Here is a 26,113-nt window from a genome sequence, read left to right on the forward strand (position 1 = left end):
CTCTCATGGGCTGGTATTTCTCTCCCCAATCGCGGTCTGAACTGATCGCGGAACTGATCGCACCACAGGAGACCGAGCGCGCCAGCGCGAAGGTCATCGCTCACGCATTGCGCGGCAACGTGCTGTGGTCCGTGGTCGAACTGACCGCCAAGGTCGAGGGTGTGCATCGTGATCTCGCGCCGGGCCAGTCCCTGCGCTACATCCGCTGCGATCTGCTGGAACGCAGCGGTAACCAGTGGGGCTACAAGCCGTTGGAAGAGTCCATGCACCCGTACTACTACTCGTGCCCGCTGTCCTATCTGGACCTCGCACCGGAGCAGTCCGCCGACTGGCGTGCAGGCGTTCGCGCCTACCACGCCCGGCGGCGCACACCCACGGCTGTCACGGCTCCCGCCGCGGCGCCGATGGCCTGAGCCAGGAGGAACCAACATGGACCCGATCCTGGCTGCGCTCTCACCCTCGCTGTTGGCACTCGTTGAAGGAAGTTTGTCCAACGACGAAGTGTCCTCCGACGAGGAAATGCTGGCGTACTTCATCGACAACGGCCTCACCGAGGAACAGGCGCGGCAGGCGCTGACCTACCGCGACCAGTACCTCAACAACATCTACCTGGACGGCTTCACGCCGATCACCGCGGTGGACGAGGCGCTTCACTTCAATCCGCACACCCGGCAGTTCGAGCCGGACTGAGCGGTTTTCTCCCACCCCCTGGGGCAGTGCTTGCCCCAGCGGGCGGTGCTGTTCCCGTTCATCCGAGGACACCACCATGCCCGCACACACTTCATCCACCACGCTGTACCGCATCGACGAATGCCCGGACGTGATGGCCGACGCCTGCGTCGGCGATGACCAGGGCAACCTGATCTTCCTGTCCATCTGGGCGCGGGACACCGCCGTCCAGCAGTTCCTCGCTCGCTTGACCCTCGGGCGCGACGAGCAGGGACTGGACCAGTTCCACGTCATCACCGACCAGGGCGGCAGCGTCCCGGTGTTCATCGGCAACGTCGATCGCCTGGAAAAGCGCGTCACGCGCGCCTACCGGCGAACGCTGTTCGGTTCGCTGTCCAACGTGTGGCTGTTCGACTGCCGGTGCGTCAAGCCCGACAAGGCCAACGCCAGCGCACTGGCACTGCTGCCGCGCGACAGCGCCCACCGGCTTGACCGCCTGTGGATGCTCGTGCGGGACACCTGCCCGTTGCCGCTGCTCGACCACTGGCGCGAGACCGTGCTGGACCTGCTGCAAAGCCGCGAGATGCTGGCCCGCCTTCCGTTCGCCCTCGGGCCGTTGGAAGGTCATCGGCTCGCCATCGACGTGCCAGCGCTGAGCCTGGCGCTGGGCTCCCTGATCCGCAGTGACGTGCTCACCGCCTATCCCTATCCGGCCAAGGTCTGGACGCCGGAAGTGGTGGCGACCTGACCCCCGGAGGCACGCCTTGGCGTGCTTCCGTCCTTCATCCCCGCCAACCAGGAGACTTCCATGGCCCTCATGTTCCCGCGGCTCGCCCGCAATTTCGTCAAAAACGGATATTTCCCGGCCGACGAACCCACGCTCGAAAGAGCCCTCAACGCACTGATGCCCAGCGACGGGCCGATGTGCATCCTCGATCCCTGCGCTGGCGAAGGCGTGGCGATCGCCGAAGCCGCCCACGCCCTCGGGCGCGAGCAGGCCAAGGCGTTCGCGGTCGAGTTCGACGCGGAGCGGGCGCGCCATGCCCGCGGCCTGGTCGATCACTGCCTGCACGCGGACCTGATGGACACGATGATCTCCAAGCAGTCGTTCGGGCTGCTCTGGCTCAACCCGCCGTATGGCGACCTCTCCAAGGACGTCAACGGCAACATCGGCTATCAGGGCCAGGGCCGTGCCCGTCTCGAAAAGCTGTTCTACCAGCGCAGCCTGTCGCTGTTGCAGTACGGCGGCGTGCTGGTCTTCATCGTCCCCGGCTACGTGCTCGACGCGGAGCTGGTCGGCTGGTTGACGCGCCACTACACCGATCTGCGGATCTACCGAGCGGTGGAAACGCAGTTCAAGCAGGTGGTGATCTTCGGCCGCCGGGTGCGCCAGCGCGAGCTGGCACCCGATGGCGTCAAGGCCGTGCGCAATCTGCTGCTGCAGGTTGGGCAAGGCGAAGTCGAAACGGAGGAACTGCCGAGCGAATGGCCGTTCCTGCCGTACATCGTCCCCGCCAGTCCGGCCGAGCCGGAGCATTTCTTCCGCGTGACGATGGAGCCCGAACAGTTCGCCGATGAAGTCGGCCGGCTGCAAGGCCTCTGGCCGTCGCTGGACACGCACCTGGGGGCCGCGCAGCAGTCGCTGCGTCCGCCGGCGCGTGCCTTGTCTCACTGGCATCTCGCCCTGGCTCTGGCCGCGGGTGCGATCTCGGGGGTTGTGCGCTCCAAGACCGGGCGCGTGCTCGTCGTCAAAGGTGACACCCACAAGGACAAGACGCTCCAGCGGGAGTTCACCGAACGCGAAGACGGCTCCATCGCCGAGACCCGCATCCTCACCGACAAGTTCGTGCCTGTTATCCGCGCGTGGGACATGACGCCTGGCTCCCCGACACGGGGCGAGGTGTTGACCATCCGCTGATCCACCGGACGCACCGCCGTCCTGCTGTACCACATCGAAGGAGAAACACCATGTTCCCCAATCCGTTCAAGCGGCCTGCGCCGCACAAGCAACCGTTGTTCGCACCGAGTACGTTGAAGTTGAGCGAGAAGGTGCATTGGCTGGCCCGGCGTGGCCTGATCGACCCCTTGGCCTATGTCCAGCGCCATGTGCGCGGGGACTGGGGCGAGATCGACGAGGCCACCCGTCAAGCCAACGACGTGGCGATCCAACAGGACAACCTGATGATCTCCCAGTATCGGATCACGCCGGACCTGGTGCTGATCGTCAAGACCAGCGAGGACCACCAGACCACGGTGGTGCAGCTTCCCGAAGAGCGAGACCTGATCTGAGGTCCTGCATCGTCATCTTCATCCACCTGACGGAGCCACTTCACTCCGCCAGGGGTGTCGTGGCTCAATGACCCATCAAGGAGGAGCCCATGGCATCGCATCGCATCGAAACCTACTGCCAGCGGCTGGCGTTCCCCGTCGGGGCGCTCATCTTCAGCAGAGGCATCAACCGCTTGGTCACCGCGGGTCGCCTGAACCCAATTCCGTACTTCAGACGGCACACCCGTGGCGACTGGGGCGACGTGTCTGCCCAGCAATGGGAGGCCAATAGCTCTGCGCTTCAATCAGGCGCGCCTCTGGAATCGCACTACGTGATCCACCCGGGGCTCGCCATTCGCATCGTCACCGATGCGGGGCGCAGCGTCACCGCCATTGTGCTGCCGTCCGAAGACTGAGCACGGTTCACCCGCGGGCCACCCAGACCAGCATCTTCAACCACCTTCGGCCGCGCGCCGATTCTCTTCCCACCACGGGGCATGCCACTGCCCCACTGGGGGTGGTGCATGCCCCATTTTTCTTTGGAGCATCACCATGTCCCTCGATCTCGAAACCACTGCCGCTGAAGCCGCGCCCGTCCAAGGCGAACTGCTCGATGCGGAATCTGCCCCTCTGACCCTGAGCCTTCAGGATTTCGTCGGCGAGTTCGGCGACGAACTGCTCGACGCCCTCAACAGCGCCAACCCGCCGGTCTATACCGGCCAACCGCAGGCGCACCGGCAACTCGTCGTCGCCAGCCTCAAGCGCAAGTTGTTCCCGGCCCAGGCCGAAGTAGTCCACGCTGCCGCCGAGCTGCTGGTCGATCGTGGCGAACGCGCCGCGATCGTCAATGGCGAGATGGGTTGTGGCAAGACTACCGTCGGCATCGCCACGGCCGCCGTGCTCAACGCCGAAGGCTACCGCCGCACTCTGGTGCTCTCGCCGCCACACCTGGTTTACAAGTGGCGGCGGGAGATTCAGGAGACGGTGGCGGGCGCCAAGGTGTGGGTGCTCAACGGGCCGGATACGCTCGTCAAGCTCATTCGGCTGCGCGAGCAGTTGGGTGTGCAGCCCACGGGCCAGGAGTTCTTCGTCCTGGGGCGCGTCAGGATGCGGATGGGTTTCCACTGGAAGCCCGTCTTCACCCAGCGACGCACCCGCCACGGCGACGTGGCGGCTTGCGCGGACTGCGGCACGGTCATCACCGACCTCGACGGCGAGCCGGTCAATCCGGTCGCGCTTCAAGCCGAGGAGTACCGCAGGAAGTGCGGCCACTGCGCCGCGCCCCTGTGGACGCTGATCCGCCCGCGAAGCCTGTCCGGCAGCGACCAGTCCTCGGCCGTGCTCAAAGCCTTGAAGCGCATTCCGACCATCGGGGAAGTCACCGCGCAGAAGCTGATGCAGAAGTTCGGGGACGGGTTCCTGGCATCGATGCTCGGCGACAACATCCACGAGTTCATCAACCTCATGGATGGCAACGGCGAGCTGGTGTTTTCCGACCGCCAGGCTACCCGCATGGAACGGGCGATGGCCAACATGGAGTTCGGCTTTGGCGAGGGCGGCTACCAGCCGTCCGAGTATGTGAAGCGCTATCTTCCACAAGGTACGTTCGACCTGCTCATCGCTGATGAAGCGCATGAGTACAAGAACGGCGGCAGTGCCCAGGGCCAGGCCATGGGCGTGCTGGCGGCGAAGGCTCGCAAGACCTTGCTGCTGACTGGCACGCTGATGGGCGGCTACGGTGATGATCTCTTTCACCTGCTGTTCCGAGCCCTTCCCGGGCGGATGATCGAAGACGGCTATCGCCCGACCACGAGCGGCAGCATGACCTCGGCTGCGATGGCGTTCATGCGCGATCACGGGGTCTTGAAGGACATCTACTCCGAGAGCACCGGCACGGCGCACAAGACGGCCAAGGGCACCAAGGTATCGGTGCGCACGGTCAAGGCCCCAGGCTTCGGCCCCAAGGGCGTGTTGCGCTGCATCCTGCCGTTCACCATCTTCCTCAAGCTCAAGGACATCGGCGGAAACGTCCTGCCGCCGTATGACGAGGAGTTCCGCGAAGTTGCGATGGACACGGCGCAAGCCGCGGCCTACCGCGACCTGGCGGGTCGGCTGACCGCGGAGCTGAAACAGGCTCTGGCGCGACGCGATACGACCTTGTTGGGTGTGGTCCTCAACGTGCTGCTGGCCTGGCCGGATTGCTGCTTCCGGTCGGAGACCGTGGTGCATCCGCGCACACGCAACACCTTGGCGTTTGTCCCGGCTCAGTTCAACGAGTTCGAGATCAGCCCCAAGGAGCGTGAGCTGATCGACATCTGCAAAGAGGAGAAGGCGCAGGGCCGCAAGGTTCTGGCCTACACGGTCTATACCGGCACGCGCGACACCACGTCGCGCCTGAAGGTGCTGCTGGAGCAAGAAGGCTTCAAGGTTGCGGTGCTGCGCGCGAGCGTGGATGCCAGCCGCCGCGAAGACTGGATCGCCGAGCAACTTGACCGTGGCATCGACGTGCTCATCACCAACCCCGAGCTGGTCAAGACGGGGCTGGACCTGTTGGAGTTCCCGACGATCGTGTTCATGCAGTCGGGCTACAACGTGTACTCGCTCCAGCAGGCGGCACGCCGCTCCTGGCGCATCGGGCAGAAGCAGCCCGTGCGCGTGATCTACCTCGGCTACGCCGGTTCCTCGCAGATGACCTGCCTGGGGCTGATGGCCAAGAAGATCATGGTCTCGCAGTCCACCTCGGGCGACGTGCCCGAATCCGGGCTCGATGTCCTGAACCAGGACGGCGATTCCGTCGAGGTCGCACTGGCCCGGCAGCTTGTCGCCGCATGACACGTTCCATTTACGGCCCTTCGGGGCCGTTTTTTTTGCCGCTCCCGGTAAATCGGACGCCGCCTGGTTCGCATTGTTTGCTGCCGCTCGTTGCCCGAGCGGCGATGGTGAGGGCTCGATGTTTCAGGACGCCGAGCTATGTGCCCCTCTCCACCGTGGTATCACCATCCCGAACGCCGCCTTCTGGCGGGATTTCTCGGCCTGCTGTGGTCGGTGCTGGCCGGTGGCTGCGCGACGACGACTGCGCCGGTCGCGCCCGACACCATCGAGGAAGTCTCGGCCGCGCACGAACCCGAGGCGCCCGAGTACATCCCGGTCGTGCGCTACGCCCGCTACACATTGGTCGAACTGGCACCCATGGCGGCGCAGCGCGACCTGTTGTTGCAGACCATCGACGTGTCCATGCCCGAGGATGCCCGCGCCACGGTCGGGGATGGGCTTCGGCACGTGCTCAAACGTAGCGGCTACGGCCTGTGCCAGACCGCGCATGCCGTGATCGAGCTGTACGCGCTGCCGTTGCCGGCGGCACACCTGCACCTCGGCCCCATGACCTTGCGCGATGCGCTGCTCACGCTGGCTGGACCGGCCTGGGAACTGCACGCGGATGACCGCGCACGGCAAATCTGCTTCGAGCGGCCCGGCGATCGCGCGGTCGCCGAGTCTCCATCCGAGCCACCCGCCACCGAGGCGGTGCAGACGTTCCCGCTGGCACCCATGGTTTCGGGAGGCCAGCCATGAACGCCCCACAACACGCCCAGCGATCGACCGCCGCCGTGGTGGTGCAGAGCCTGATGTGGCTCTGGTTGATCTTCCTCAGCGTCTTCGTGGCCCTGGGCTACCAGGCCCTCAGCGACCAGGCTGACCAGGAGCGGCTGGATTCCCGCCTGCAACGCCTCGAAGCGCAGGCGACTGGCCTGGCCGAGACGATCGAGGCCATCCAGCAGCGCCCAGCCGTCGCAACGGCCGCTGACCTCAAGGACACCCGCCAGATCCTGGAAGCACGCGCGGCCCAGGTCGAGAAGTCTCTGAGTGGCTACGCAGCGGCCGACGACCTCCAGGCGCTGCACGCGGAGGTCGAGCAGATCAAGGCGCGCCAGGCCGCCGCACGTGCCACCGCACCCGCCCAGCCGCGCGCATCGCGCACGTCCGCCGCCTCCAAGACCGAGCCGCCGCCGCTGCCGTTCCGCGTCGTCGGCGCCGAACTGCGCGCCGGCCAGCGCAGCGTGTCCGTCGCGCCGAGCACCGGGGACGTCACGCCCGCCCAACTTCAGGTGCTGCTGCCCGGTGATGCGGTCGGCCCGTGGCGCCTGCAGGCGATCGAAGGCAACACCGCAGTGTTCCAGGCCGGCAACCAGACCCGCCGTGTGGCGATCCCCTGACCGGAGCACCCCATGAAGCCGTCGATCATCCTTCTCGCGGCCCTGTTGGCGTCGGCGCAATGGCCCGCCTGGGCGCAGCAGCCCGCCACGACCCCGGCGCGCAACGCACAGAGCCAGGAGCGCCCGCTGGCCGCCCGCGTGCTGGACGACCGGGTGGCAACCGAATGGGGCTTGCAGCCACAAGAATGGGCACGCTACCGCGAGCTGATGGATGGGCCACTGGGTATCTACTCGCCCAACCTGGACCCGCTGTCCGCCCTGGGCATCGAAGCTCGCACGGACGAAGAACGGCGCCGCTATGCGGAACTGCAGGTGCAGGTCGAGGCGCGCCGCGTTGAGAAGCTGCTCGCCTACCAGCGCGCCTACGACGAGGCCTGGCAGCGCCTGAATCCGGGTATGCAGCGCGTGAACCTGCCCGACGACAAGCCGGGCGCCGGCACATCCAGCAGTCCCTTGCGCGGCAGCGGCCGCATGGCGGTGTTTGTCAAGGACGGCTGCGCAGCCTGCGGACAGGTCGTGCAGCGCCTGCAATTCTCGGGCGAGGAGTTCGACCTGTACATGGTCGGCAGCCGCCAGGACGACGCGCGCATCCGCGACTGGGCCAAACGCGCGCAGATCGACCCGGCGCGCGTGCGCGCTGGCAGCATCACGCTCAACCACGACGGCGGCCGCTGGCTGTCGCTGGGCTTGCCCGGCGATCTGCCCGCCGCCGTGCGCGAGGTGAACGGCCAATGGCAACGCCAGCCGTAGCCGCCTCCGTATCGCGGTTCTTGCGCGCACTGGTGCTCGCTGCCGGCCTGTATGCCGGCATCGCCCACGCCCAGGAGGTTCCACCACCGGCCTACCAGCTTGCCGCCCAGCGCGCGGGCGTCCCCTCGACCGTGCTCTACGCCGTGGCCTTGCAGGAGAGCGGCATCCGGCGCAACGGGCGCCTGGTGCCGTGGCCCTGGTCACTCAACGTCGCCGGCCAGTCCCGCCGCTTCGCCACGCGCGCCGACGCCTGCGCTGGCCTGCAGCAGGCGATGCGCGCCACGCCGCACACGCGCATCGACGCGGGCCTGGGCCAAATCAACCTCGGCTACCACAAGCACCGCTTCACCAGCGCGTGCGACCTGCTGGACCCGTACCGCAACCTCGCCATCGCCGCCGAGATCCTGAAAGAGCAGCACACCCCCGGCGAGGACTGGCTGCTGGCGATCGGCCGCTACCACCGCCCCGCAGGCGGCGAGCCCGCCGCCCGCTATCGGCGCAGCGTGTCGCGCCACCTCGCCCGCGTGCAGGGCACGCGCCCAACGGCCGCGGCTCTCGCCGCGCGCCAGGAGACTTCCCCATGACGAAACCCCATCCGGCCCATCTCGCGTTCACGGGCCTTCTCGCGCTACTGGCAGGTCTGCCGCTGGCCTCGCGTGCCGGCGAACCGCTGATCGTGGTCGAGGACCGTGGCGGCACGTCGGCATTGCCGTACTACGAAGCTCTGAATCTCCAGCCGCGCGCCAGCGCGCCGGTCCGGCCGCCAATCCCAACGCTCCAGGTTCCTGCCACACCGGCGGACGAGGCCACGATGCTGCCGGTGCGCAGCGCCAAGCTCACGCCCGGCACCGTCGCGCGGCGCGTGATCGAAGCACCCGGCCTGCGGCCGTTCGTGGTCGTCGGCGACGACGAGGTCTCCCGGGCCTGGTTGCACCGCCGCGCCGCCGCTTTGCGCGAACGCGGCGCGGTCGGCCTGGTGGTCAACGTCGAGACCGTGCAGGGCCTGGCTCGGCTGCGCGCCCTGGCGCCGGGCGTGCCGCTCGCGCCCGTGGCCGGCGACGACCTGGCCGATCGCCTGGGCCTGCGGCACTACCCGGCGCTGATCACGGCCACCGGCATCGAGCAATGACGCCATGTCGGGCAAACAGCCGGTCGAGGTTCTGCTACGCCCAGCGGTGGAGCTATACACCGTCGCGGCGTGTGCAGGCGCCGCGTTTCTGTGCCTGGTGGCCCCATGGTCGCTCGCGCTGAGTCCGTCGATGGGCGTCGGCAGCGCCTTGGCGTTCGGCGCCTACGGCGCGATCCGCTACCGCGATGCCCGCGTCATCCTGCGCTACCGGCGCAACATCCGCCGCCTGCCGCGCTACGTGATGACCAGCCGCGACGTGCCGGTCAGCCAGCAGCGGCTGTTCGTGGGCCGCGGGTTCCTCTGGGAGCAGAAGCACACCCATAGGCTGATGCAGACGTACCGGCCGGAATTCCGCCGCTACGTCGAGCCGACGCCGGCTTACCGGCTGGCCAGGCGCCTGGAGGAACGGCTGGAGTTCGCGCCGTTCCCTCTGTCCCGGCTGCCCGCGCTCACGGGCTGGGATGTGCCTTTCAACCCTGTGCGCCCGTTGCCGCCCGTGGGCGGACTGCCGCGCCTGCATGGCATCGAACCCGACGAGGTGGACGTCAGCCTGCCACTGGGCGAGCGCGTCGGGCACTCGCTGGTGCTGGGCACCACGCGTGTGGGGAAGACACGGCTGGCCGAGTTGTTCGTCACCCAGGACATCCGGCGCAAGAACGCCGCAGGCGAGTACGAGGTCGTGATCGTCATCGACCCCAAAGGGGACGCGGACCTGCTCAAGCGGATGTACGTCGAGGCCCAGCGCGCGGGCCGTGAAGGCGAGTTCTACATCTTCCACTTGGGCTGGCCGGAAATCAGCGCCCGCTACAACGCCGTGGGCCGCTTCGGCCGCATCTCGGAAGTGGCGACGCGCATCGCGGGCCAGCTCTCCGGCGAAGGCAACTCGGCCGCCTTCAGGGAGTTCGCATGGCGCTTCGTGAACATCATCGCGCACGCCCTGGTGGAACTTGGGCAGCGCCCGGACTACATGCTGATCCAGCGGCACGTCATCAACATCGACGCGCTGTTCATCGAGTACGCCCAGCACTACTTCGCCAAGACCGAACCCAAGGCATGGGAGGTGATCGTCCAGATCGAGGCCAAGCTCAACGAGAAGAACATTCCCAGGAACATGATCGGGCGCGAGAAGCGCGTGGTCGCCCTGGAGCAATACCTCTCCCAGGCGCGCAACTACGACCCTGTGCTCGATGGCCTGCGCTCGGCGGTGCGCTACGACAAGACCTACTTCGACAAGATCGTTGCATCGCTGCTGCCGCTGCTGGAAAAGCTCACCAGCGGCAAGATCGCCCAGCTTCTGGCACCGAACTACTCCGACCTCGCCGATCCACGCCCGATCTTCGATTGGATGCAGGTCATCCGAAAGCGGGCCATCGTCTATGTAGGCCTGGATGCGCTGTCCGATGCCGAGGTCGCCGCAGCGGTCGGCAACTCGATGTTCAGCGATCTCGTCTCGGTCGCCGGCCACATCTACAAGCACGGGATCGACGACGGTCTGCCGGGTGCATCGGCCGGTGCGCGCGTGCCCATCAACGTCCATGCCGACGAGTTCAATGAATTGATGGGCGATGAATTCATCCCGCTCATCAACAAGGGCGGCGGTGCTGGCCTGCAAGTCACGGCGTACACGCAGACGCTCTCGGACATCGAGGCCCGCATCGGCAACCGCGCGAAGGCCGGTCAGGTGATCGGCAACTTCAACAACCTGTTCATGCTCAGGGTCAGGGAGACCGCCACGGCCGAACTGCTGACCCGGCAGTTGCCGAAGGTCGAGGTTTATACCACCACCATCGTCTCGGGCGCCACCGACAGCTCGGACATTCGCGGCGCAACCGACTTCACGTCGAACACCCAAGACCGCATCAGTATGTCCAGCGTGCCGATGATCGAGCCATCGCACGTCGTCGGCCTGCCCAAGGGCCAATGCTTCGCGCTGCTGCAGGGCGGTCAGCTTTGGAAGGTGCGCATGCCGCTGCCGGCGCCGGACCCCGATGAAGTGATGCCGACGGACTTGCAGCAACTGGCTGGGTACATGCGCCAGAGCTACAGCGAGGCCACGCAGTGGTGGGAGTTCACCAGTTTTCCGGCCTTGCAGGATGCGGCATTGCCCGACGACCTGCTGGATGATGCCGCTCCAGCCGAGCCTGACGCGGTGGCCACCGGCGCCGACGACAGCACCGGCGAGGCCTCGCCATGAAGGACGCCGCCTCGACTGCGCAGCGGGAGCAGAACCAGCGCCAGGGGCTGATCGTCGGCACCATCACGTTGCCGTTCCGCCTGCTCGGGGTGCTGATCGGATCGCTGCTGTTCTCGATCGTGGTGGAGTGCGTCGGCATGCACCTGTTCTGGAAGGACCAGGGCTGGCGGCACTCCCAGCAGATGCTGCAGTACGAACTCGGGCACCTGTCCAACCACTTTACGCGCAGCGTGGTCGTGCAGGAGCCCGGGCGCACGGCGCACGAGCTGGTGGATACCGGGTACGAGTGGGTGTTCGTGCGCTCGGGGTTGCTGGAGCGCATGAGCCAGACCGCCGAGCGCGCCCGCGCGCCCAGCCACGGGCAGAGCCGCAACTTCCGCTACTACATCAGCCAAGTCTATGTCTGGGCCGAAAGCTACCTGATCGCTGCGGCCTTCACGACGCTCACCTTCCTGGTGCGCCTGCTGGTCCTGGTGCTCACGCTGCCGCTGATCCTCACGGCCGCATTCGTCGGCCTGATCGACGGCCTGGTGCGACGGGATGTGCGCCGGTTCGGCGCGGGCCGCGAATCCGGCTTCATCTACCACCGCGCGAAGGCGAGTCTGATGCCGCTGGCCGTGCTGCCCTGGGTCACGTACTTGGCACTGCCGATCTCGGTGCATCCCTTGGTGATCCTGTTGCCCAGCGCTGCCTTGCTTGGATTGGCCGTGAGCCTGACCGCAGGCAGCTTCAAGAAGTACCTCTAAGCCATCAATCCGGTCATCCGCGGGTTCCTATTGTTTGCAGCCTAAAGCAGCCCTGATCTCCACGATCAAGCCATTGCTGATCACACAGGAATGGCGCGATGGTGGCTTCAACCTGGCTGCGCGCCGCGCATCGCGGCGTGCCCACTTTTCTCGTGATGGCCCTCCTGCTGGGCCAGTCCCCGATGGCCTTGGCCGAGTCTCCGGCGCAACGTCAGGAACTGGCCGCCGCGCTGCGCCAACTCGACGCGCTGGAGCGCACCGTCGCGGACAGCGCCGCGCATACCCCCGTCATCCCGGGCGAGCGCTACCACTTCGACTACCCGCGGCTCCTGGCTGACCTGGCGCGAGTGCGTGCCGGCATCCAGTTCCACCTGACGCCATCACGCGCTCAGCCGCGCGACCCCTCCGAACTGGCCGGCGACTACCGCACCGAGCGGGCCGCCGAGCCACTGCCGGCAACGGCTGCGGAGGGCAAGCAATGAACGGCGCCCAAGTCTCGGCGTTTCAAGCCAACAGCGGCATCGCGCCTTCCGCGATGGCGACCGTCCTGGTCGGCGTCGTGTTCGCGGTTCTGCTCGTCTGGGGCGTCTGGGCCATCCGAACGGCCTACGTGGGGTGGTCCGAGAGCCGCCTCAACCAGCGCCAGTTCCTCGGCGTCTGCATCCGCTTCGTCGCGATGTACCTCGTGCTGACTTTCTTCCTCCTCTCCTGACCTGAAAGGCCTGACCATGCAAAACCGCATCCTCACTTCCCGTTTTGTCCAGCGCGCCGCCGTGGCCCTGGGCGCCGCCGCGCTGCCCGCGCTGTCGTTCGCGCAGGGGCTGCCGCAACTGGAGAACCCGACCCGCGGCACGGGCAACGGCATCATGGAAACGATCAGGAACTACGGCTACGACATCATCATGCTCGTGGCCCTGCTGGTCGTGGCGTCGATGTTCATTGGCGTGTGCTACCACGCCTATGGCACCTACGCGGAAATCCACACGGGCCGCAAGACCTGGGGCCAGTTCGGCCTCACCGTTGCCATCGGCGCGGTGCTGCTCGTGATCGGCATCTGGCTGCTCACCGAAGCCACCGGCATCCTGTAAGGCGAGGCCGGTATGTCCGAGCAGCAGCACGTCCGTGCTGACGGGACGGTCACGTTCCTTCCGCACCGGCTCAACCGCCATCCCGTTGTTGTGCGCGGCCTCACCGCCGACGAGCTGTGGATTTGCTGCGGCCTGTCCGGCGTCGCCGGCCTGCTGGTCGGTGCACCGCTGTCCTGGGTGTTCCGCACGATCGCGCTCGCGCCCACCTTCGTTGTGCTGGGCGTGGCCTTCGGCGTGTTCATCGGGGGCGGCATCCTGCGTCGCCTCAAGCGGGGACGTCCCGACACTTGGCTGTATCGGCAACTCCAGTGGCGCATCGCCACGCGCTACCCGGCGGTGGCGGGCTGGGTGCGCGGCCATGTGCTGATTTCACGCTCCGGCTTCTGGACCACCCGAAGGTCTGTTGCAAGGGGGGCACGATGAGCCGCTTCAAGAACGAGATCACCCATCTGCAGGCGCACATCAAGACGCTTCGCCTGGGTGCTGGCGCGCTGGTCATCGTCGCCCTGGTCATGGGCGGCGGCTGGTGGAGCGCTCCGCGCGACCTGACCATCCACGTCCCGCCTGATCTGCGCTCCGGCAGTACCCGGAAGTGGTGGGAAGTGCCGCCCGAATCGGTCTACGCGTTCACGTTCTACGTGTTTCAGACCCTCAACCGCTGGCCGACGAATGGCGAAGAGGACTACGCGCGCAACCTCCACACGCTCTCGCCGTACCTCACCCCGTCGTGCCAGGCCTACCTGCGGGCGGACTACGACTACCGCCGCTCCACGGGCGAGCTGCGCCAGCGCGTGCGCGGCATCTACGAAATCCCCGGCCGCGGCTATGGCGACGACCCCACGGCGCGCGTGCGCGTGGTGTCCGACCGCGACTGGGTGGTGACGCTGGACATCACCGCCGACGAGTACTACGGCGCCGAGCAGGTCAAGCGAGCCCTGGTGCGCTACCCCGTGAAGGTCACGCGGGTGGACGTCGATCCGGCGCGCAACCCGTTCGGCTTGGCGCTCGACTGCTACGACGGCACGCCCCAGCGCATCAGTACGCCGGAGCCGACGCGCCCGACGCCAAGCGGCCTATCTCCGCAAGCGCCCCAAGGAGGAAGCACCCCATGAAGCATCCTGTATTCAAGCTGCCGGGGCTGTTGGCCGTGGCCGCCGCAGTGGTCATGTCCTCCGCTGCCCAGGCGGTGGAAATCCTGCGCTGGGAACGCATGCCGCTGGCGGTGCCCTTGAAGGTCGGCCAGGAGCGCATCGTGTTCATCGACCGCAACGTCCGCGTGGGCGTACCTGCGGGCGTCGGCGAGCGCCTACGGGTGCAGAGCGCGGGCGGCGCGGTGTACCTGCGCGCCAGCGAGCCGATCGAGCCCACGCGGCTGCAATTGCAGGACGCCGACACGGGCGCGCTGATCCTGCTGGACATTGCGGCGGAGCCAGCCAAGGACGGGGAAGCCGAGCTGGAACCAGTGCGCATCGTCGAGGGCAACAGCACCCCGGCGCGCTATGGCGATCAGCCCGGCGATGACAACGAAGCTCCGGTGCGCGCCCAGGACCAGGCAGGCGCGCGGGCGGCGCGACGCGAGACCCCGGTGCCGGTTGTCCTGACGCGCTTCGCCGCGCAGAACCTCTACGCGCCGCTACGCACCGTGGAGCCGCTGGCGGGCGTCATGCGGGTGAACTTGCGCCGCGACCTGGACCTCGGCACGCTGGTGCCGACGCTGCCGGTGCGCGCGGTCGCGCTCGCCTCATGGCGTCTGGAAGACCAGTGGGTCACTGCCGTCCGCCTCACCAATAGCAGCGGCGGCTGGATCACCCTCGACCCGCGCGTGTTGCAGGGCGATTTCCTCACCGCCACCTTTCAGCACGAAGCCCTCGGCCCGCGCGGGACGCCAGAGGACACGACCGTCCTGTATTTGGTGACGCGGGGGCACGGCCTCGCGCAATCGCTGCTGCCGGCGATCAACCGCTTCGATCCTGCCGCGCATCTGCCGCAGCCCGAAGCCGAGGCCACCGACGCCAAGGAGGCCCGCCATGCGCAGTAACGGACTCCTGAAGTGGTTGATGATCCCCGTAGCCCTGCTGGTGCTGTTTGTCGCCATCCGGCTGTTTTCGGGTGGAAGCTCGTCGGCGCCGCCCGCCGCGGGTGCCGGCGCCAAGCTCACACCGGAGGAAATGAAGGCGCTGGGCATCGAGGGCGATACCCCCCGCGATACCGTGGCGACGCTCGTGGCGCAGGTGAAGCAGTTGCGCACCGAGCTTCAGACGGCACTGTCCGACAACAAGTCCCAGCGCGAGGAGAACCAGCGCCTGCGCCAACGCGAGAACTCGATCGACCAGCGCATCAGTTCGGCCCTCGAATCCGAGCGCTCCAACTTGCGCCGCGACCAGCAGCAGGCGGCCAGCGAGCGCCAGCAGACCGAGGGGCAGCTCGCCGACCTGCAGCGGCGCTTGGAAGGCATCGGCGGGCGCGGCGGCGGCCACAACGATCTGCCCGTGGGCCTGGGGCTGCGCGACGGCGACGAGGCAGGCATGGAAGGCGGCGTGCGCTGGGTCGAGCCAGACGACGCGAAGCCGGCTGATGGGCGTAACGGCAGTCGTGGCACGGGTGGCGGCATGAGCTTTCCGACGAGCTTTGGCCCCGCGCAGAGCACGCTGGATGCCACGGCAAAAACCGTGGCGAACGCGGGCGCCCGCGCCGCAGGCGCCAATAGCGCCAAGCCGGTCTACACGGTGCCGACCAACTCGACGCTGATGGGATCGGTGGCGATGACGGCGCTGATCGGCCGCGTGCCGATCGACGGTACGGTCAACGATCCGTATCCGTTCAAAGTCCTCGTCGGTCCCGACAATCTCACGGCAAACGGCATCGACATTCCCGACGTGGCCGGCGCCGTGTTTTCTGGCACTGCCTCGGGCGACTGGACGCTCTCTTGCGTGCGCGGTCAGGTGCGCAGCATCACCTTTGTGTTCCATGACGGGACCATTCGGACGATTCCCGAAGACCGTGAGGGCAACCAGCAGAACAACCAGCAGCGCGACGGCCTGGGCTGGATCAGCGACCCGTATGGCATTCCTTGCGTCAGCGGGGAGCGGCGCAGCAACGCCCAGCAGTACCTCGGCTCGCAGGCTCTAATCACTGCGGCCGGTGCTGGCGTGGCCTCGCTGATCGACAGCGACAGCGGCCAGATGTCCTACGTAGGCGCAGACGGCTCCATCGGCAGCGTCGGCATTTCCAGCAATGAGGCCGTGGGCCGCATCCTGGCCGGTGGCGTGCGGGACATGGCCGATTGGGTCAACAAGTTGTACGGCCAGGCCTTCGCCGCCGTCTATGTCCAGCCCGGCGCAAAGGTCGCCGTCCACCTCGAAAAGCCGCTCGCCATCGATTTCGATCCCGAAGGTCGCAAGGTCGATCACCGCGCAGGAGAAAGCCATGCTCTCGAACTTGAATAAGGGCCTGGCGCTGGCCCTCGCCATCGCAGTACTCGGTGGCTGTGCCACCAGCAAGGAAAAGCTGCTGCCCCACGGCGACAGCACGATGATGGACATCTGGCAGCAGAACGCCGGTGACGGCGGCGGTGGCGCCGGCCAGGTGGCACGCAGGCAATTGCTCGACGCGCGCCAGAGCCTGCGCCGGCCGCTGACCGAGATGGATGTACAGGCCGCGGCCGCCGAGCAGATGCGCTACACGCGCACAGCGCGCAACGAGGTCTATCGCCAGTTCCAGCGCCTGCCGAATCCCGACCTGGTTATGTACCTGTACCCGCACCTGGCAGGCACGGACCCGGTGCCCGTGCCGGGCTATACGACGGTTTTTCCCTTGTATCAGCGCGTGCAGTACGCCATGCCTGGCGAGCGCGTGGAGGACTACTGATGCGCTGGAAACTCCCCTGGCCCAAGTCGGCTGCGCCGAAGCTGGCCGCATCCGGCACAGGCGATGACGAGTGGCCGGAGGGCTGGCAGCGCCACGTCGAGGTCTTGCGCCAGGCCGGCATCCCAGAACCCGGCACGGCGGCCCATGGCCGCAGGCCGGCGACGGTGGCCGACGAGCAGGCGCTGTACGACGTCGCGCCGTCGTTCGCGGAATTCCTGCCCTGGGTGGAGTTCCTGCCCGATTCGAAGTCCATGCTGCTGGAAGATGGGCAATCGGTCGCGGCATTCTACGAGCTGGTGCCACTGGGCACCGAGGGCCGGGAACCCGGCTGGCTCGCGCATGCCCGCGACGCCTTGGAGAACGCGCTCCAGGACTCGTTCGATGAACTGGACGAGAACCCCTGGGTACTCCAGCTCTACGCCCAGGACGAACCCAGCTTCGACCAGTACATGCAGACCCTGCGCGACTACGTGCAGCCGCGCGCCCGCAATACGGCTTTCACCGAGTTCTACCTTCGCTTCTTCGGACACCACCTGCGCGCGGTCGCGAAGCCGGGCGGGCTCTTCGAGGACACGGTGGTCACGCGGCTGCGTTGGCGCGGCCAGACGCGGCGCGTGCGCATGGTCGTCTATCGCCGGGCCACCGGGCAGGCGAGCCGCCGCGGCCAGACGCCCGAGCAGATGCTGAACATCGTCTGCGATCGCCTGTGTGGTGGGCTGGCGAACGCCGGCATCCAGGCCCGGCGCATGGTCGCGGCCGACGTTCATGACTGGCTGCTGCGGTGGTTCAACCCGCGTCCCACGCTGCTCGGGCCTAGGGTCGAGGACCGCGAACGCTTCTATGCGTTGGCACGCTACCCCGACGAGACAGAAGACGGCGAGATCGAGCTGGCGAGTGGGCGGGATTTCAGCCAGCGGCTTTTCTTCAGCCAGCCACGCTCGGACGCAGAGCACGGAACCTGGCACTTCGACGGCATGCCGCACCGTGTGCTGGTCACTGACCGGCTGCGCATGCCGCCTGGTACAGGTCACCTGACTGGCGAAACTCGCAAAGGCGATGCGATCAACACGCTGTTCGATCAGATGCCCGAGGACACGACGATGTGTCTGACCATGGTGGCGACACCCCAGGACATCCTCGAATCGCATCTGAACCACCTGGCGAAGAAGGCAGTCGGCGAAACACTGGCATCGGAGCAGACTCTCAAGGATGTGCAGGAGGCCCGCTCGCTCATCGGCAGCGCTCACAAGCTCTACCGGGGAACGCTGGCCTTTTATTTGCGCGGCCGGGATGAAGCTGAGCTGGACCGGCGCGGCCTGGACCTGGCGAACGTGATGCTCAACGCTGGTTTGCAGCCCGTGCGCGAAGACGATGAAGTCGCGCCTTTGAACAGCTACCTGCGCTGGCTGCCATGCTGCTACAACCCGAGCCAGGATCGGCGGAACTGGTTCACCCAACTGATGTTCGCCCAGCACGTGGCGAATCTCTCTCCGGCCTGGGGCCGCAGCCAAGGTACGGGCCATCCCGGCAATACGTTCTTCAACCGAGGCGGCGGGCCGATCACCTTTGACCCGCTCAACCGCCTGGATCGACAGATGAACGCCCATCTGTTCCTGTTCGGCCCGACCGGCTCCGGCAAAAGCGCAACGCTCAACAACCTCTTGAATCAGGTCACGGCCATCTACCGGCCGCGCCTCTTCATCGTGGAAGCCGGCAACAGCTTCGGCCTGTTCAGCGATTTCGCCAAGCGTCTGGGCCTGACCGTGAACCGGGTCAAGCTGGCCCCAGGCTCAGGCATCAGCCTCGCACCCTTCGCTGACGCGCGCCGGCTGATCGAAACGCCGAGTGACGTGCAGACGCTCGATGCGGATGCGCTGGATGAAGACCAGCCGCCGGACGTCTCGGCCATGGAGGCGGACGAGCAGCGCGACGTGCTCGGTGAACTGGAAATCACTGCACGGCTGATGATCACTGGCGGCGAGGATAAAGAAGAGGCCCGGATGACTCGGGCCGATCGTTCGCTGATTCGACAGTGCATTCTCGACGCCGCCGAACACTGCGTGGCCGAGAAGCACACCGTACTCACGCGCGACGTGCGCAACGCGCTGCGCACGCGCGGCCAGGACTCGACACTGCCGGAGATGCGGCGCGTGCGGCTGCTGGAGATGGCGGACGCGATGGACATGTTCTGCCAAGGCACGGACGGCGAGATGTTCGACCGCGACGGCACGCCGTGGCCCGAGGCCGACATCACCCTGGTGGATCTCGCGACCTATGCGCGCGAGGGCTACAACGCGCAGCTCTCCATTGCCTACATCAGCCTGATCAGCACGGTGAACAACATCGCCGAGCGCGATCAGTACCTAGGCCGCCCGATCATCAACGTGACCGACGAAGGACACATCATCACGAAGAACCCGCTGCTCGCGCCCTACGTCGTGAAAATCACAAAAATGTGGCGCAAGCTAGGAGCCTGGTTCTGGCTCGCTACGCAAAATATCGACGACCTGCCGCGTGCTGCGGAGCCCATGCTCAACATGATCGAGTGGTGGATCTGCCTGTCGATGCCGCCCGATGAGGTCGAGAAGATCGCACGCTTCCGCGAACTCTCGCCCGCGCAGAAGGCGCTGATGCTTTCGGCGCGCAAAGAGGCGGGGAAATTCACCGAGGGCGTCATCCTCTCCAAGAGCATGGAAGTGCTGTTCCGCGCCGTGCCGCCGAGCCTGTACCTTGCGCTCGCGCAAACCGAACCCGAAGAGAAGGCAGAGCGCTACCAGCTCATGCAGCAATACGGCTGCACCGAGTTGGAAGCAGCTTTCAAGGTCGCCGAGAAGATCGACCAGGCACGCGGCATCGAGTCGCCTGCCCTGGAACTGTCGTAAGCCGGAGAACACCATGGAGCAGAAGCGTCCTTCCATTCCGATACAAGTTCAGGCGTTCCGCCGTCGCCACGGGCGGCCCCGCTGGCCTTGGGCCTTAGCTGTTGCGCTGGTCGCGCTGCTGCTGATCTGGCTCGTGTCCCGGTCGCCCGGCGAACCCTCACCACAGTCGCCCACGCCGGTCAGCACGGCACTGATGTCCGGGCCGCCCTGGCAGATGGGCAATCCCGAAGGGCGTTTCACGCTGACGCTCTATGCCGATCTGGAATGTCCGTTCTGCCGGGAGTATTTCCCGCAGCTCAAGCGCTGGGTCGGCAGCAACGCCGACGTGGCCCTGCAATGGCACCACCAGCCGCTGGCCGCACATGAGCCGGCCGCGTCGGCCGAGGCGCGTCTGGTCGAGTGCGTCGCCGAAGCCGGCGGGCATGCTGCCTTTTGGCATGCCGTCGAGTGGGTCTATGCCCACACGCGCAGCGACGGCCAGGGATTGCCCGATGGCCTGCGCTACCCGGAATCGACGCCGGCCGTTGAGCAGTGCATGACAAGCGAGCGAGCCGATGCAGTCATCCGCGCCCAGGCCACGGAAGCCACGAAAGGCGGCGTGACGGCCACGCCGTCGCTGCGCCTGCTTGATCGCCAGACGGGCCAGTCCGTCCTGCTGCAGGGTCCAATCGAAGACGATGCCTTGCTGTCGGCCATGGACATGCTGGCGGCTGACGAACCTGCCGCCACACCTACCACCGAAATGCCTGCCGACGTTGTCGGCGACATGCCCAGGTAGCCCTGGTCTTCAAGGCTACGGCGCGGTTGCCCGCGCTGACCGATACCCGTTCGCTCCGCATCCTGGCCGCGAACAATCACCGCTGCGCGGTGGTGGATGCACCTCGTTCCCTTGTTCCTATCCCCAGGAGGGCTTGCCCTCCCAGGGCGTGCGCCCTCCGATCTCACCTTCCGGAGGTTCGCCATGTCTTTCGTCGTCAATGACTCCTGCGTGGAGTCGCTTTCCGCCGTCGCGGCCCATCATGAGGACTGGATCATCAAGCAGGCTATCGCGTTGCTGGAGAGACGGATCTTCAAAGTCGGACCGTGCCTCAGCCAACCGGCCGCCGTGCGGGACTACCTGCGTCTAAAACTCGTCGCTGAGCCCAACGAAGTATTCGCAGTCGTGTTCCTGGACAGCATGCATCAAGTGTTGGCCTACGAGCCACTGTTCAGGGGCACGATCAATTCGACTGCAGTCTATCCGCGTGTCGTCGTACAGCGTGTATTGGAGCTGAAAGCCGCCGCAGTGGTCTTCGCGCACCAGCACCCTTCGGGTGCCACCGAACCGTCGAACGCCGATCGCGCGCTGACTCAGCGATTGCAGGCTGCGCTGGCGCTCATCGATGTTCGGGTACTGGACCACATCGTCGTCGGCCTGGGAAATCCGTACTCCTTCGCTGAGCACGGCTTGCTGTAGCGCATCGCTTCATTGATCACTGCGGGGGCTTCGGCCTCCGTTTTTCTTTGCGGCGAGACAAGCAGGTATGCGGGGTGTCCGCGATGCGCATTGTTTGTTGGGGCTGCATCAGGTTCGGCGTTTGACTATGGCCCTGATCAACTTCCCGGGGTACGCGACATGCCAGCATCTATTTCCAGGTTCTCGCCGGGATGGCGAACCCTCGGCCTGGCCGTTGCGCTGCCGGTCGCTCTGGTCGTTTTCAGCCCGGCCACCTTCGCCGCCGACGTGCTGGTCGTCACCGACAGCCGGCACCCCCTCAAGACCGTGGGCGGTGAGCGGCTGATCGAGTTGGACGAAGCGCATCGGATCGAAACGGAGCTTGCTGCCGAACTCCCCGCAGATCCCGAACAGGCTGCCGTCATCGTCAAGCGTCGGCTGAACGGTGGCGGTGCCGACCTCCAGCGCCGCATTGCGTCCGCATACCAGGGCGTCACCGACGCATGGAGCCTGGGCATCACCAGCATCCCGGCCGTCGTCGTGGACAAGCGCTACGTGATCTATGGCGAGCCGGACGTGGCCCGCGCAGTCGCGCGCATCGAGCAGCACCGGAGGACGCAGCCGTGACCCATCGCCCATTTGACCTGCTGCGCCGTCTGCGTGTTGTCGTGGCCTCGGTGCTGCTGGTCGGCGCCACGAGCAGTTACGCCCTGAATACCGCCACCATCGTGTCTTCCGTCATGTCGCCAGACTGCCTGGAATACCGGGTGGTTGGCATCTGCTATTGGCTGTTCTGCTCCTGGGGTGGCTGCACGGTGCGCACGTCCATCAAAGTCCGCCACTACATCCCCGATGCGGTCGTCTCCAGCTACAGCAACACCGGCGAAAACCCGTGGATCGAAGTCCGGGCGATGAGCACACCCAACCCATCGGCGCAAGCCGGCGGCGATGGCACCACGAACGAAGACCACGAAAACAACCTCGCCAAATTCAAGAACAGCGATGTCATCGGCCATCCCGGCGGCGAGGTATTCAACCAGTTCGTGTCGTCCTCGGGCTACTTCTGTGAGGGTGCGGGCACGGCGTTCATGCCGTACTTGCTCAGCACCCTGGACACGCTGGCCTGGCGCTACAACGTGCCCGAGATGGCCTACCCGGAAGCGCTGATTCCCGGCATGCGCGAGGTCGGCGCACGCACCACGATGAACCTCTGGGGCAACGTGTATCCCCGCGGTGGGTTCTTGCACCAGACCGACGACCACAAGGCCGGCGCCGTGGTGGCCCAGCGCGCAGGCGATGTCGTCACGCGCCGCGGGCAGATCCATGTTTATCAACCGCTGCTCGCCAACTCCCGTGATGGCTACTGGCCGGCTGGCGCGCTCATGGAGGGCGATGCCTCGACGGGCAAGTGGCAGGAACTCACGCCTGTCCTGTCCTCGTCCTGCGCGGTGTTCCCCCGCGATGGCTCCCTGACGCAAGCCCAGCAAGGCGACTACGCCTGGGCGCTCTGGCGGCCGTATGCCTGCTGCGAACGCCGGGGCCAGGTGTTTCTCGGCAGCGTCGATTTCCTCTGAGGTGGTGCCATGAAGTTCCGTCCTGCATTCAATCCGTTCCCCCCCCGGGTACGTCGCACGAATATCGTCCTGGCGCTGGCCGGTGCGCTCGCGCTGACGAGCGGTGTGGCCTTGGGCCAACTGGGCTACCAGACCGGCGGCAGTGTCATCGGCGATGACGTTATGTACTCGATCGGAGGCGGAAACGCCGTGTCGATGGGACGTGCGGCTGGCATGCGCTCTCTCGGGGTCGGCGTGGGCTGGAACAGCAACTTGATCTGCGGTGACATGAGCATCCAGACCACGTTGAAGAATCAACTCAACGGCGTCACCAACGGCTTCCAGCAAATCATGTCATCGGTGATCCAAAGCGCCACCAGCGCGGTGGCATCGTTGCCGGCACTGATCATTCAGCGGGCCGATCCGGGCCTTTACAACCTGCTTACCAATGGCGTGCTGCAGGCACGGCTCGATTTCGACCGCTCCAAGCTGACGTGCCGTGCCATGGCGGAGAAGATGGCCCAGACGGCGGGCGGGCAGCTTGGCTGGAGCCAGATGGCAGAAGGCTTGGCGCTGCGCGATGCGGTGTCGAGCACGGATGCGGTCTCAGCCATCGAGCAGGCGGAGACTCGCCGCGGCAATGACGGTGTGCCGTGGGTCGGGGGCAGTAACGCGGGGGGCTCTGGCCAGCCCGCGATCAAGGTCGTCGGCGATGTCACCCGTGCCGGCTACAACCTGGTCAACGGCCGCGGTGTGACCGATACGTCGTCCATCGCACCGACCAGTTGTAGCAGTCTCTCGTGCCAGACCTGGACCTCGCCGCAGGCCGCCGTCGATTGGGCCACGCGCGTGCTCGGCGAGAAGGAACAGCGCACATGCGATGCCTGCACCAAGACCGAAACGACGCCCGGCGTAGGGCTGACGCCGCTGATCCAGGAAGAATACGACGCCAAGCTGCAGGCGCTCCAGGATCTGGTGTCTAAGGCGAAGAACACGACACCCGAGAACCTGCGCGAGGCTGGCAGTGCGTCGCTGCCCATCACGCGCGGCGTGATCGAAGCGCTGCGTGACGAGCCAGACCAACACCTGCTGTCGCAGCGCCTGGCGTCCGAGGTCGCGCTGTCCTCCGTGCTGGAGAAGGCGCTGCTGCTGCAGCGCACGCTGCTCACGGGCAAAAAAGAGCCCAACGTCGCGGCCAACGAGCTTGCGGTGGAGGGCGTGAACAAGGAGAGCGATACGCTCGACCGCGAGATCCAGAATCTCAAAACGGAACTGGAACTGCGCCGCGAGCTGGCCAACAACTCGCCGATGGCCATCATTCAGCGCCATAGCACGCGCGCGTCGGGCTCGCGCGGCATCTACGAGGGCGATCCGGTGCCCGACCGTCTCGACCAACTCCAGAAGGGCAATCCGGGAGGTCGGCCATGAGCGCGGCTCGCATGACTTGGCGTCCACTACGCTGGCTGTTCAGCCGGCACGTGGCGAAAACCCTGCTATGGCTTGTGCTGGTCGTGGCCGCCGCCGTAGGGGCCAACGTCGCGGGCATCTACCTGGTCGGCAGTGTCGCGGCCTGGGAGCGGTGGCTGGCGGCGTCTGCAGGGTACTTCTTCATCTGGCGACTGTGCCTGTACGGCGGTACGGCCTATGGATGGGTCTGGATGCGCCGCCGGCTGCTGGCCCGCGAAGAGAACACGCACGCGCGACGTCGGCTGATCCGCGCAGAGGTCGCCGGCGTCGTTGCCATTGTGGCGCTCGAAGCCAACCTGTTGATGCAGGCCGCTTGAGGGGAGATCGGGGCCATGACGCTGTTCACGACCGACTACCTGGAGTACTACCTCACCCTCGTGTCCTGGATCGTCAACAACGGCATCTGGGCCGTCCTCGTGTCCAGCGGGGTGTTTGCACTGCCCTTTGTGGCGATCGTCATCCAGGAATGGCTCAAGGCCCGCGCGGAGGGCGCCGACGAAGGCAACAAGGGCGTGCTCTCGGCGGCGCGCATTGAGAACCGAGTCTTTGTGGCCATCGTGGTCGTGATGTTCGCTGGCATTCCGTTCATCGACGTCGACCTCAACACTATCCAGTACGACAGCTCGCGCTCGGCGCAGTGCCAAGTCAGTGTGCCGCAGCCCACGGAAACGGGCTGGTCGCAATCCTTCAGCACCATCAACAACCAGTCGGCGAAGGTTCCGGTCTGGTGGGCTTTCATGCACGCGCTTTCGCGCGCCGTCACGAGCGCCTCGGTGGCTGCGATCCCGTGCGGCACGGATCTGCGGCAGATGCGGATGGAGATCGATGCGACCCGTATCGACGACCCGGTGCTGGCTCAGGAGGTGGCGGATTTCTCTCGGGACTGCTATGGACCGGCGCGCGCCAAGCTGTTCATGCAGCGCCCGGATCTCGATGAGCAGCAGATGCACGACGTGACCTGGATCGGCTCGCACTTTTTCACGGACACAGGTGGCTACTACGACAGCTACCGCTCCAGTACGGCGCGAGAGGCATGGCCCTATGACGACACCCGCGATGCTGGGCTCGCGCAGGTTACCAATGGTGGCGGCTACCCGACCTGCAGGCAGTGGTGGTCCGACGGCAGTAACGGACTGCGCGCGCGGCTGCTGGGGCAAGTGGACCCGAGCCTGCTGAATCGCCTTGCGGGCTGGGCTGGATTCCTGAGCAGGGCCGAGGTGGACGACTCCGTGATCCGCGCCATCGCGTCACCGCGGCAGCAGAAATTGAACCAAGGCAGCGTCTATACGGACTACGGCGGTCAGATCGACAAGACATTGCCCAATGTCGTCAACCGTGCCACCAGCGATGTTGGCTTGGCGGTTGGGGCTCTCGCCGCCTTCCCGGCAATGGACGTAGTGCGCCAAGCACTGCCCATGGTGCTCGCACTGCTCAAGATGGCGCTCGTGATCTGCATTCCGCTAGTGCTGGTCGTGGGCACCTATGACCTGAAGATGGTCGTCACCGTCAGCACCGTCCAGTTCGCGCTGTTCTTCACGGACTTCTGGTTTCAGCTCGCACGCTGGATCGACAGCACCATCCTCGATGCACTCTACGGGTGGGGCTTTGGCTGGAACCGGCCGCATACCAACTTCGACCCGCTGGTGGGGCTGAACAATGCCTTCGGCGACATGCTTTTGATGTTCGTCACCGGCACGATGTTCTTGGTCCTGCCGACTTTCTGGGTGGCAGCTCTTGGGTGGGTCGGAGTAAAAGCCGGGGTTATCGCTCAGAACCTGGCTGTCGGTTCCAAGGAAGCACGCGATAGCGCGGGATCGGGCGTGAACAAGGTTACCGGCAAGGTGCTTTGATCGG

The 26,113-nt window shown here is 66.2% G+C and carries 30 protein-coding genes; all 30 read left to right on the forward strand.

Annotated features, from left to right (window positions below; all coding sequences use genetic code 11):
* Nucleotides 1-5: 5 nt before the first annotated feature.
* The 30 genes from G486_RS0109185 (at nt 6) to G486_RS0109330 (ending at nt 26,109) form a co-directional block, all read left to right on the forward strand.
* A complete protein-coding gene (locus G486_RS0109185; RefSeq protein WP_027015280.1) occupies nt 6-413 on the forward strand; it encodes a hypothetical protein in 408 nt (135 codons plus the stop codon).
* A gap of 16 nt (nt 414-429) precedes the next feature.
* Nucleotides 430-690, forward strand: a complete 261-nt coding sequence (locus tag G486_RS0109190; protein ID WP_027015281.1) for a hypothetical protein — start codon at nt 430-432, stop codon at nt 688-690.
* A gap of 76 nt (nt 691-766) precedes the next feature.
* Nucleotides 767-1,417: a hypothetical protein gene (locus G486_RS0109195; protein ID WP_027015282.1), complete on the forward strand. Its 651-nt coding sequence runs from the start codon at nt 767-769 to the stop codon at nt 1,415-1,417.
* Between the two features lie 36 nt (nt 1,418-1,453).
* Nucleotides 1,454-2,587: a DUF6094 domain-containing protein gene (locus G486_RS0109200; RefSeq protein ID WP_281171905.1), complete on the forward strand. Its 1,134-nt coding sequence runs from the start codon at nt 1,454-1,456 to the stop codon at nt 2,585-2,587.
* Nucleotides 2,588-2,637: 50 nt separating this feature from the next.
* Nucleotides 2,638-2,958 (forward strand): hypothetical protein, encoded by a 321-nt coding sequence (locus G486_RS0109205; RefSeq protein WP_027015284.1) that lies wholly within the window; start codon nt 2,638-2,640, stop codon nt 2,956-2,958.
* A gap of 89 nt (nt 2,959-3,047) precedes the next feature.
* Complete coding sequence (locus G486_RS0109210; protein ID WP_027015285.1) at nt 3,048-3,353, forward strand: hypothetical protein; 306 nt, start codon at nt 3,048-3,050, stop codon at nt 3,351-3,353.
* Between the two features lie 136 nt (nt 3,354-3,489).
* Nucleotides 3,490-5,769: a helicase-related protein gene (locus G486_RS0109215; RefSeq protein WP_027015286.1), complete on the forward strand. Its 2,280-nt coding sequence runs from the start codon at nt 3,490-3,492 to the stop codon at nt 5,767-5,769.
* A 138-nt stretch (nt 5,770-5,907) separates the two neighbouring features.
* Complete coding sequence (gene pilL2 / locus G486_RS0109220) at nt 5,908-6,507, forward strand: PFGI-1 class ICE element type IV pilus protein PilL2 (protein WP_027015287.1); 600 nt, start codon at nt 5,908-5,910, stop codon at nt 6,505-6,507.
* Nucleotides 6,504-7,148 (forward strand): hypothetical protein, encoded by a 645-nt coding sequence (locus G486_RS0109225; protein WP_027015288.1) that lies wholly within the window; start codon nt 6,504-6,506, stop codon nt 7,146-7,148. Before pilL2 ends, G486_RS0109225 begins: the two co-directional genes overlap by 4 nt.
* A gap of 12 nt (nt 7,149-7,160) precedes the next feature.
* Nucleotides 7,161-7,898 (forward strand): TIGR03759 family integrating conjugative element protein, encoded by a 738-nt coding sequence (locus G486_RS0109230; protein ID WP_027015289.1) that lies wholly within the window; start codon nt 7,161-7,163, stop codon nt 7,896-7,898.
* Nucleotides 7,880-8,482: a transglycosylase SLT domain-containing protein gene (locus G486_RS0109235; protein ID WP_027015290.1), complete on the forward strand. Its 603-nt coding sequence runs from the start codon at nt 7,880-7,882 to the stop codon at nt 8,480-8,482. The genes G486_RS0109230 and G486_RS0109235 overlap by 19 nt, the downstream gene beginning before the upstream one ends.
* Nucleotides 8,479-9,027 carry an integrating conjugative element protein gene (locus tag G486_RS0109240; RefSeq protein ID WP_027015291.1) on the forward strand — a complete coding sequence of 183 codons (549 nt, stop codon included), beginning with the start codon at nt 8,479-8,481 and terminating at the stop codon, nt 9,025-9,027. The genes G486_RS0109235 and G486_RS0109240 overlap by 4 nt, the downstream gene beginning before the upstream one ends.
* Before the next feature lie 4 nt (nt 9,028-9,031).
* Entirely contained in the window at nt 9,032-11,221 is a 2,190-nt protein-coding gene (gene traD, locus G486_RS0109245) for a type IV conjugative transfer system coupling protein TraD (protein WP_027015292.1), read from the forward strand.
* On the forward strand, nt 11,218-11,967 hold the full coding sequence (locus G486_RS0109250) for a TIGR03747 family integrating conjugative element membrane protein (protein WP_027015293.1): 750 nt from the start codon (nt 11,218-11,220) through the stop codon (nt 11,965-11,967). The genes traD and G486_RS0109250 overlap by 4 nt, the downstream gene beginning before the upstream one ends.
* 98 nt (nt 11,968-12,065) lie before the next feature.
* Nucleotides 12,066-12,449, forward strand: coding sequence for an integrative conjugative element protein, RAQPRD family (locus tag G486_RS0109255; protein WP_027015294.1), 384 nt, complete (start codon nt 12,066-12,068; stop codon nt 12,447-12,449).
* The gene (locus tag G486_RS0109260) at nt 12,446-12,679 is read left to right on the forward strand and encodes a TIGR03758 family integrating conjugative element protein (protein WP_013520781.1); all 234 of its coding nucleotides are present in this window, start codon (nt 12,446-12,448) and stop codon (nt 12,677-12,679) included. Before G486_RS0109255 ends, G486_RS0109260 begins: the two co-directional genes overlap by 4 nt.
* A gap of 16 nt (nt 12,680-12,695) precedes the next feature.
* Entirely contained in the window at nt 12,696-13,055 is a 360-nt protein-coding gene (locus tag G486_RS0109265) for a TIGR03745 family integrating conjugative element membrane protein (RefSeq protein ID WP_027015295.1), read from the forward strand.
* Between the two features lie 12 nt (nt 13,056-13,067).
* Nucleotides 13,068-13,478, forward strand: a complete 411-nt coding sequence (locus G486_RS0109270; RefSeq protein WP_027015296.1) for a TIGR03750 family conjugal transfer protein — start codon at nt 13,068-13,070, stop codon at nt 13,476-13,478.
* Nucleotides 13,475-14,167: a PFL_4703 family integrating conjugative element protein gene (locus tag G486_RS0109275; RefSeq protein ID WP_027015297.1), complete on the forward strand. Its 693-nt coding sequence runs from the start codon at nt 13,475-13,477 to the stop codon at nt 14,165-14,167. The genes G486_RS0109270 and G486_RS0109275 overlap by 4 nt, the downstream gene beginning before the upstream one ends.
* A 53-nt stretch (nt 14,168-14,220) precedes the next feature.
* Entirely contained in the window at nt 14,221-15,093 is an 873-nt protein-coding gene (locus G486_RS0109280; RefSeq protein WP_455350717.1) for a TIGR03749 family integrating conjugative element protein, read from the forward strand.
* Nucleotides 15,083-16,501 (forward strand): TIGR03752 family integrating conjugative element protein, encoded by a 1,419-nt coding sequence (locus G486_RS0109285; RefSeq protein ID WP_027015299.1) that lies wholly within the window; start codon nt 15,083-15,085, stop codon nt 16,499-16,501. The genes G486_RS0109280 and G486_RS0109285 overlap by 11 nt, the downstream gene beginning before the upstream one ends.
* Nucleotides 16,482-16,922 carry a TIGR03751 family conjugal transfer lipoprotein gene (locus G486_RS0109290; protein ID WP_027015300.1) on the forward strand — a complete coding sequence of 147 codons (441 nt, stop codon included), beginning with the start codon at nt 16,482-16,484 and terminating at the stop codon, nt 16,920-16,922. The genes G486_RS0109285 and G486_RS0109290 overlap by 20 nt, the downstream gene beginning before the upstream one ends.
* Nucleotides 16,922-19,804: a conjugative transfer ATPase gene (locus G486_RS0109295; RefSeq protein WP_027015301.1), complete on the forward strand. Its 2,883-nt coding sequence runs from the start codon at nt 16,922-16,924 to the stop codon at nt 19,802-19,804. Before G486_RS0109290 ends, G486_RS0109295 begins: the two co-directional genes overlap by 1 nt.
* Before the next feature lie 13 nt (nt 19,805-19,817).
* Complete coding sequence (locus tag G486_RS0109300) at nt 19,818-20,582, forward strand: DsbA family protein (protein ID WP_027015302.1); 765 nt, start codon at nt 19,818-19,820, stop codon at nt 20,580-20,582.
* A 183-nt stretch (nt 20,583-20,765) separates the two neighbouring features.
* Nucleotides 20,766-21,260 carry a RadC family protein gene (gene radC, locus G486_RS0109305; protein ID WP_027015303.1) on the forward strand — a complete coding sequence of 165 codons (495 nt, stop codon included), beginning with the start codon at nt 20,766-20,768 and terminating at the stop codon, nt 21,258-21,260.
* Between the two features lie 159 nt (nt 21,261-21,419).
* Nucleotides 21,420-21,866 carry a TIGR03757 family integrating conjugative element protein gene (locus G486_RS0109310; RefSeq protein ID WP_027015304.1) on the forward strand — a complete coding sequence of 149 codons (447 nt, stop codon included), beginning with the start codon at nt 21,420-21,422 and terminating at the stop codon, nt 21,864-21,866.
* Nucleotides 21,867-21,949: 83 nt separating this feature from the next.
* Complete coding sequence (locus G486_RS0109315; protein ID WP_455350718.1) at nt 21,950-22,813, forward strand: TIGR03756 family integrating conjugative element protein; 864 nt, start codon at nt 21,950-21,952, stop codon at nt 22,811-22,813.
* A gap of 9 nt (nt 22,814-22,822) precedes the next feature.
* Entirely contained in the window at nt 22,823-24,220 is a 1,398-nt protein-coding gene (locus G486_RS0109320) for an integrating conjugative element protein (RefSeq protein WP_027015306.1), read from the forward strand.
* Complete coding sequence (locus G486_RS0109325) at nt 24,217-24,576, forward strand: hypothetical protein (RefSeq protein ID WP_027015307.1); 360 nt, start codon at nt 24,217-24,219, stop codon at nt 24,574-24,576. Before G486_RS0109320 ends, G486_RS0109325 begins: the two co-directional genes overlap by 4 nt.
* 15 nt (nt 24,577-24,591) lie before the next feature.
* Nucleotides 24,592-26,109: a conjugal transfer protein TraG N-terminal domain-containing protein gene (locus G486_RS0109330; protein WP_027015308.1), complete on the forward strand. Its 1,518-nt coding sequence runs from the start codon at nt 24,592-24,594 to the stop codon at nt 26,107-26,109.
* Nucleotides 26,110-26,113 lie beyond the last annotated feature (4 nt).

It is taken from the genome of Comamonas composti DSM 21721 (genome assembly GCF_000429845.1).
Lineage (GTDB): Bacteria > Pseudomonadota > Gammaproteobacteria > Burkholderiales > Burkholderiaceae_C > Comamonas > Comamonas composti.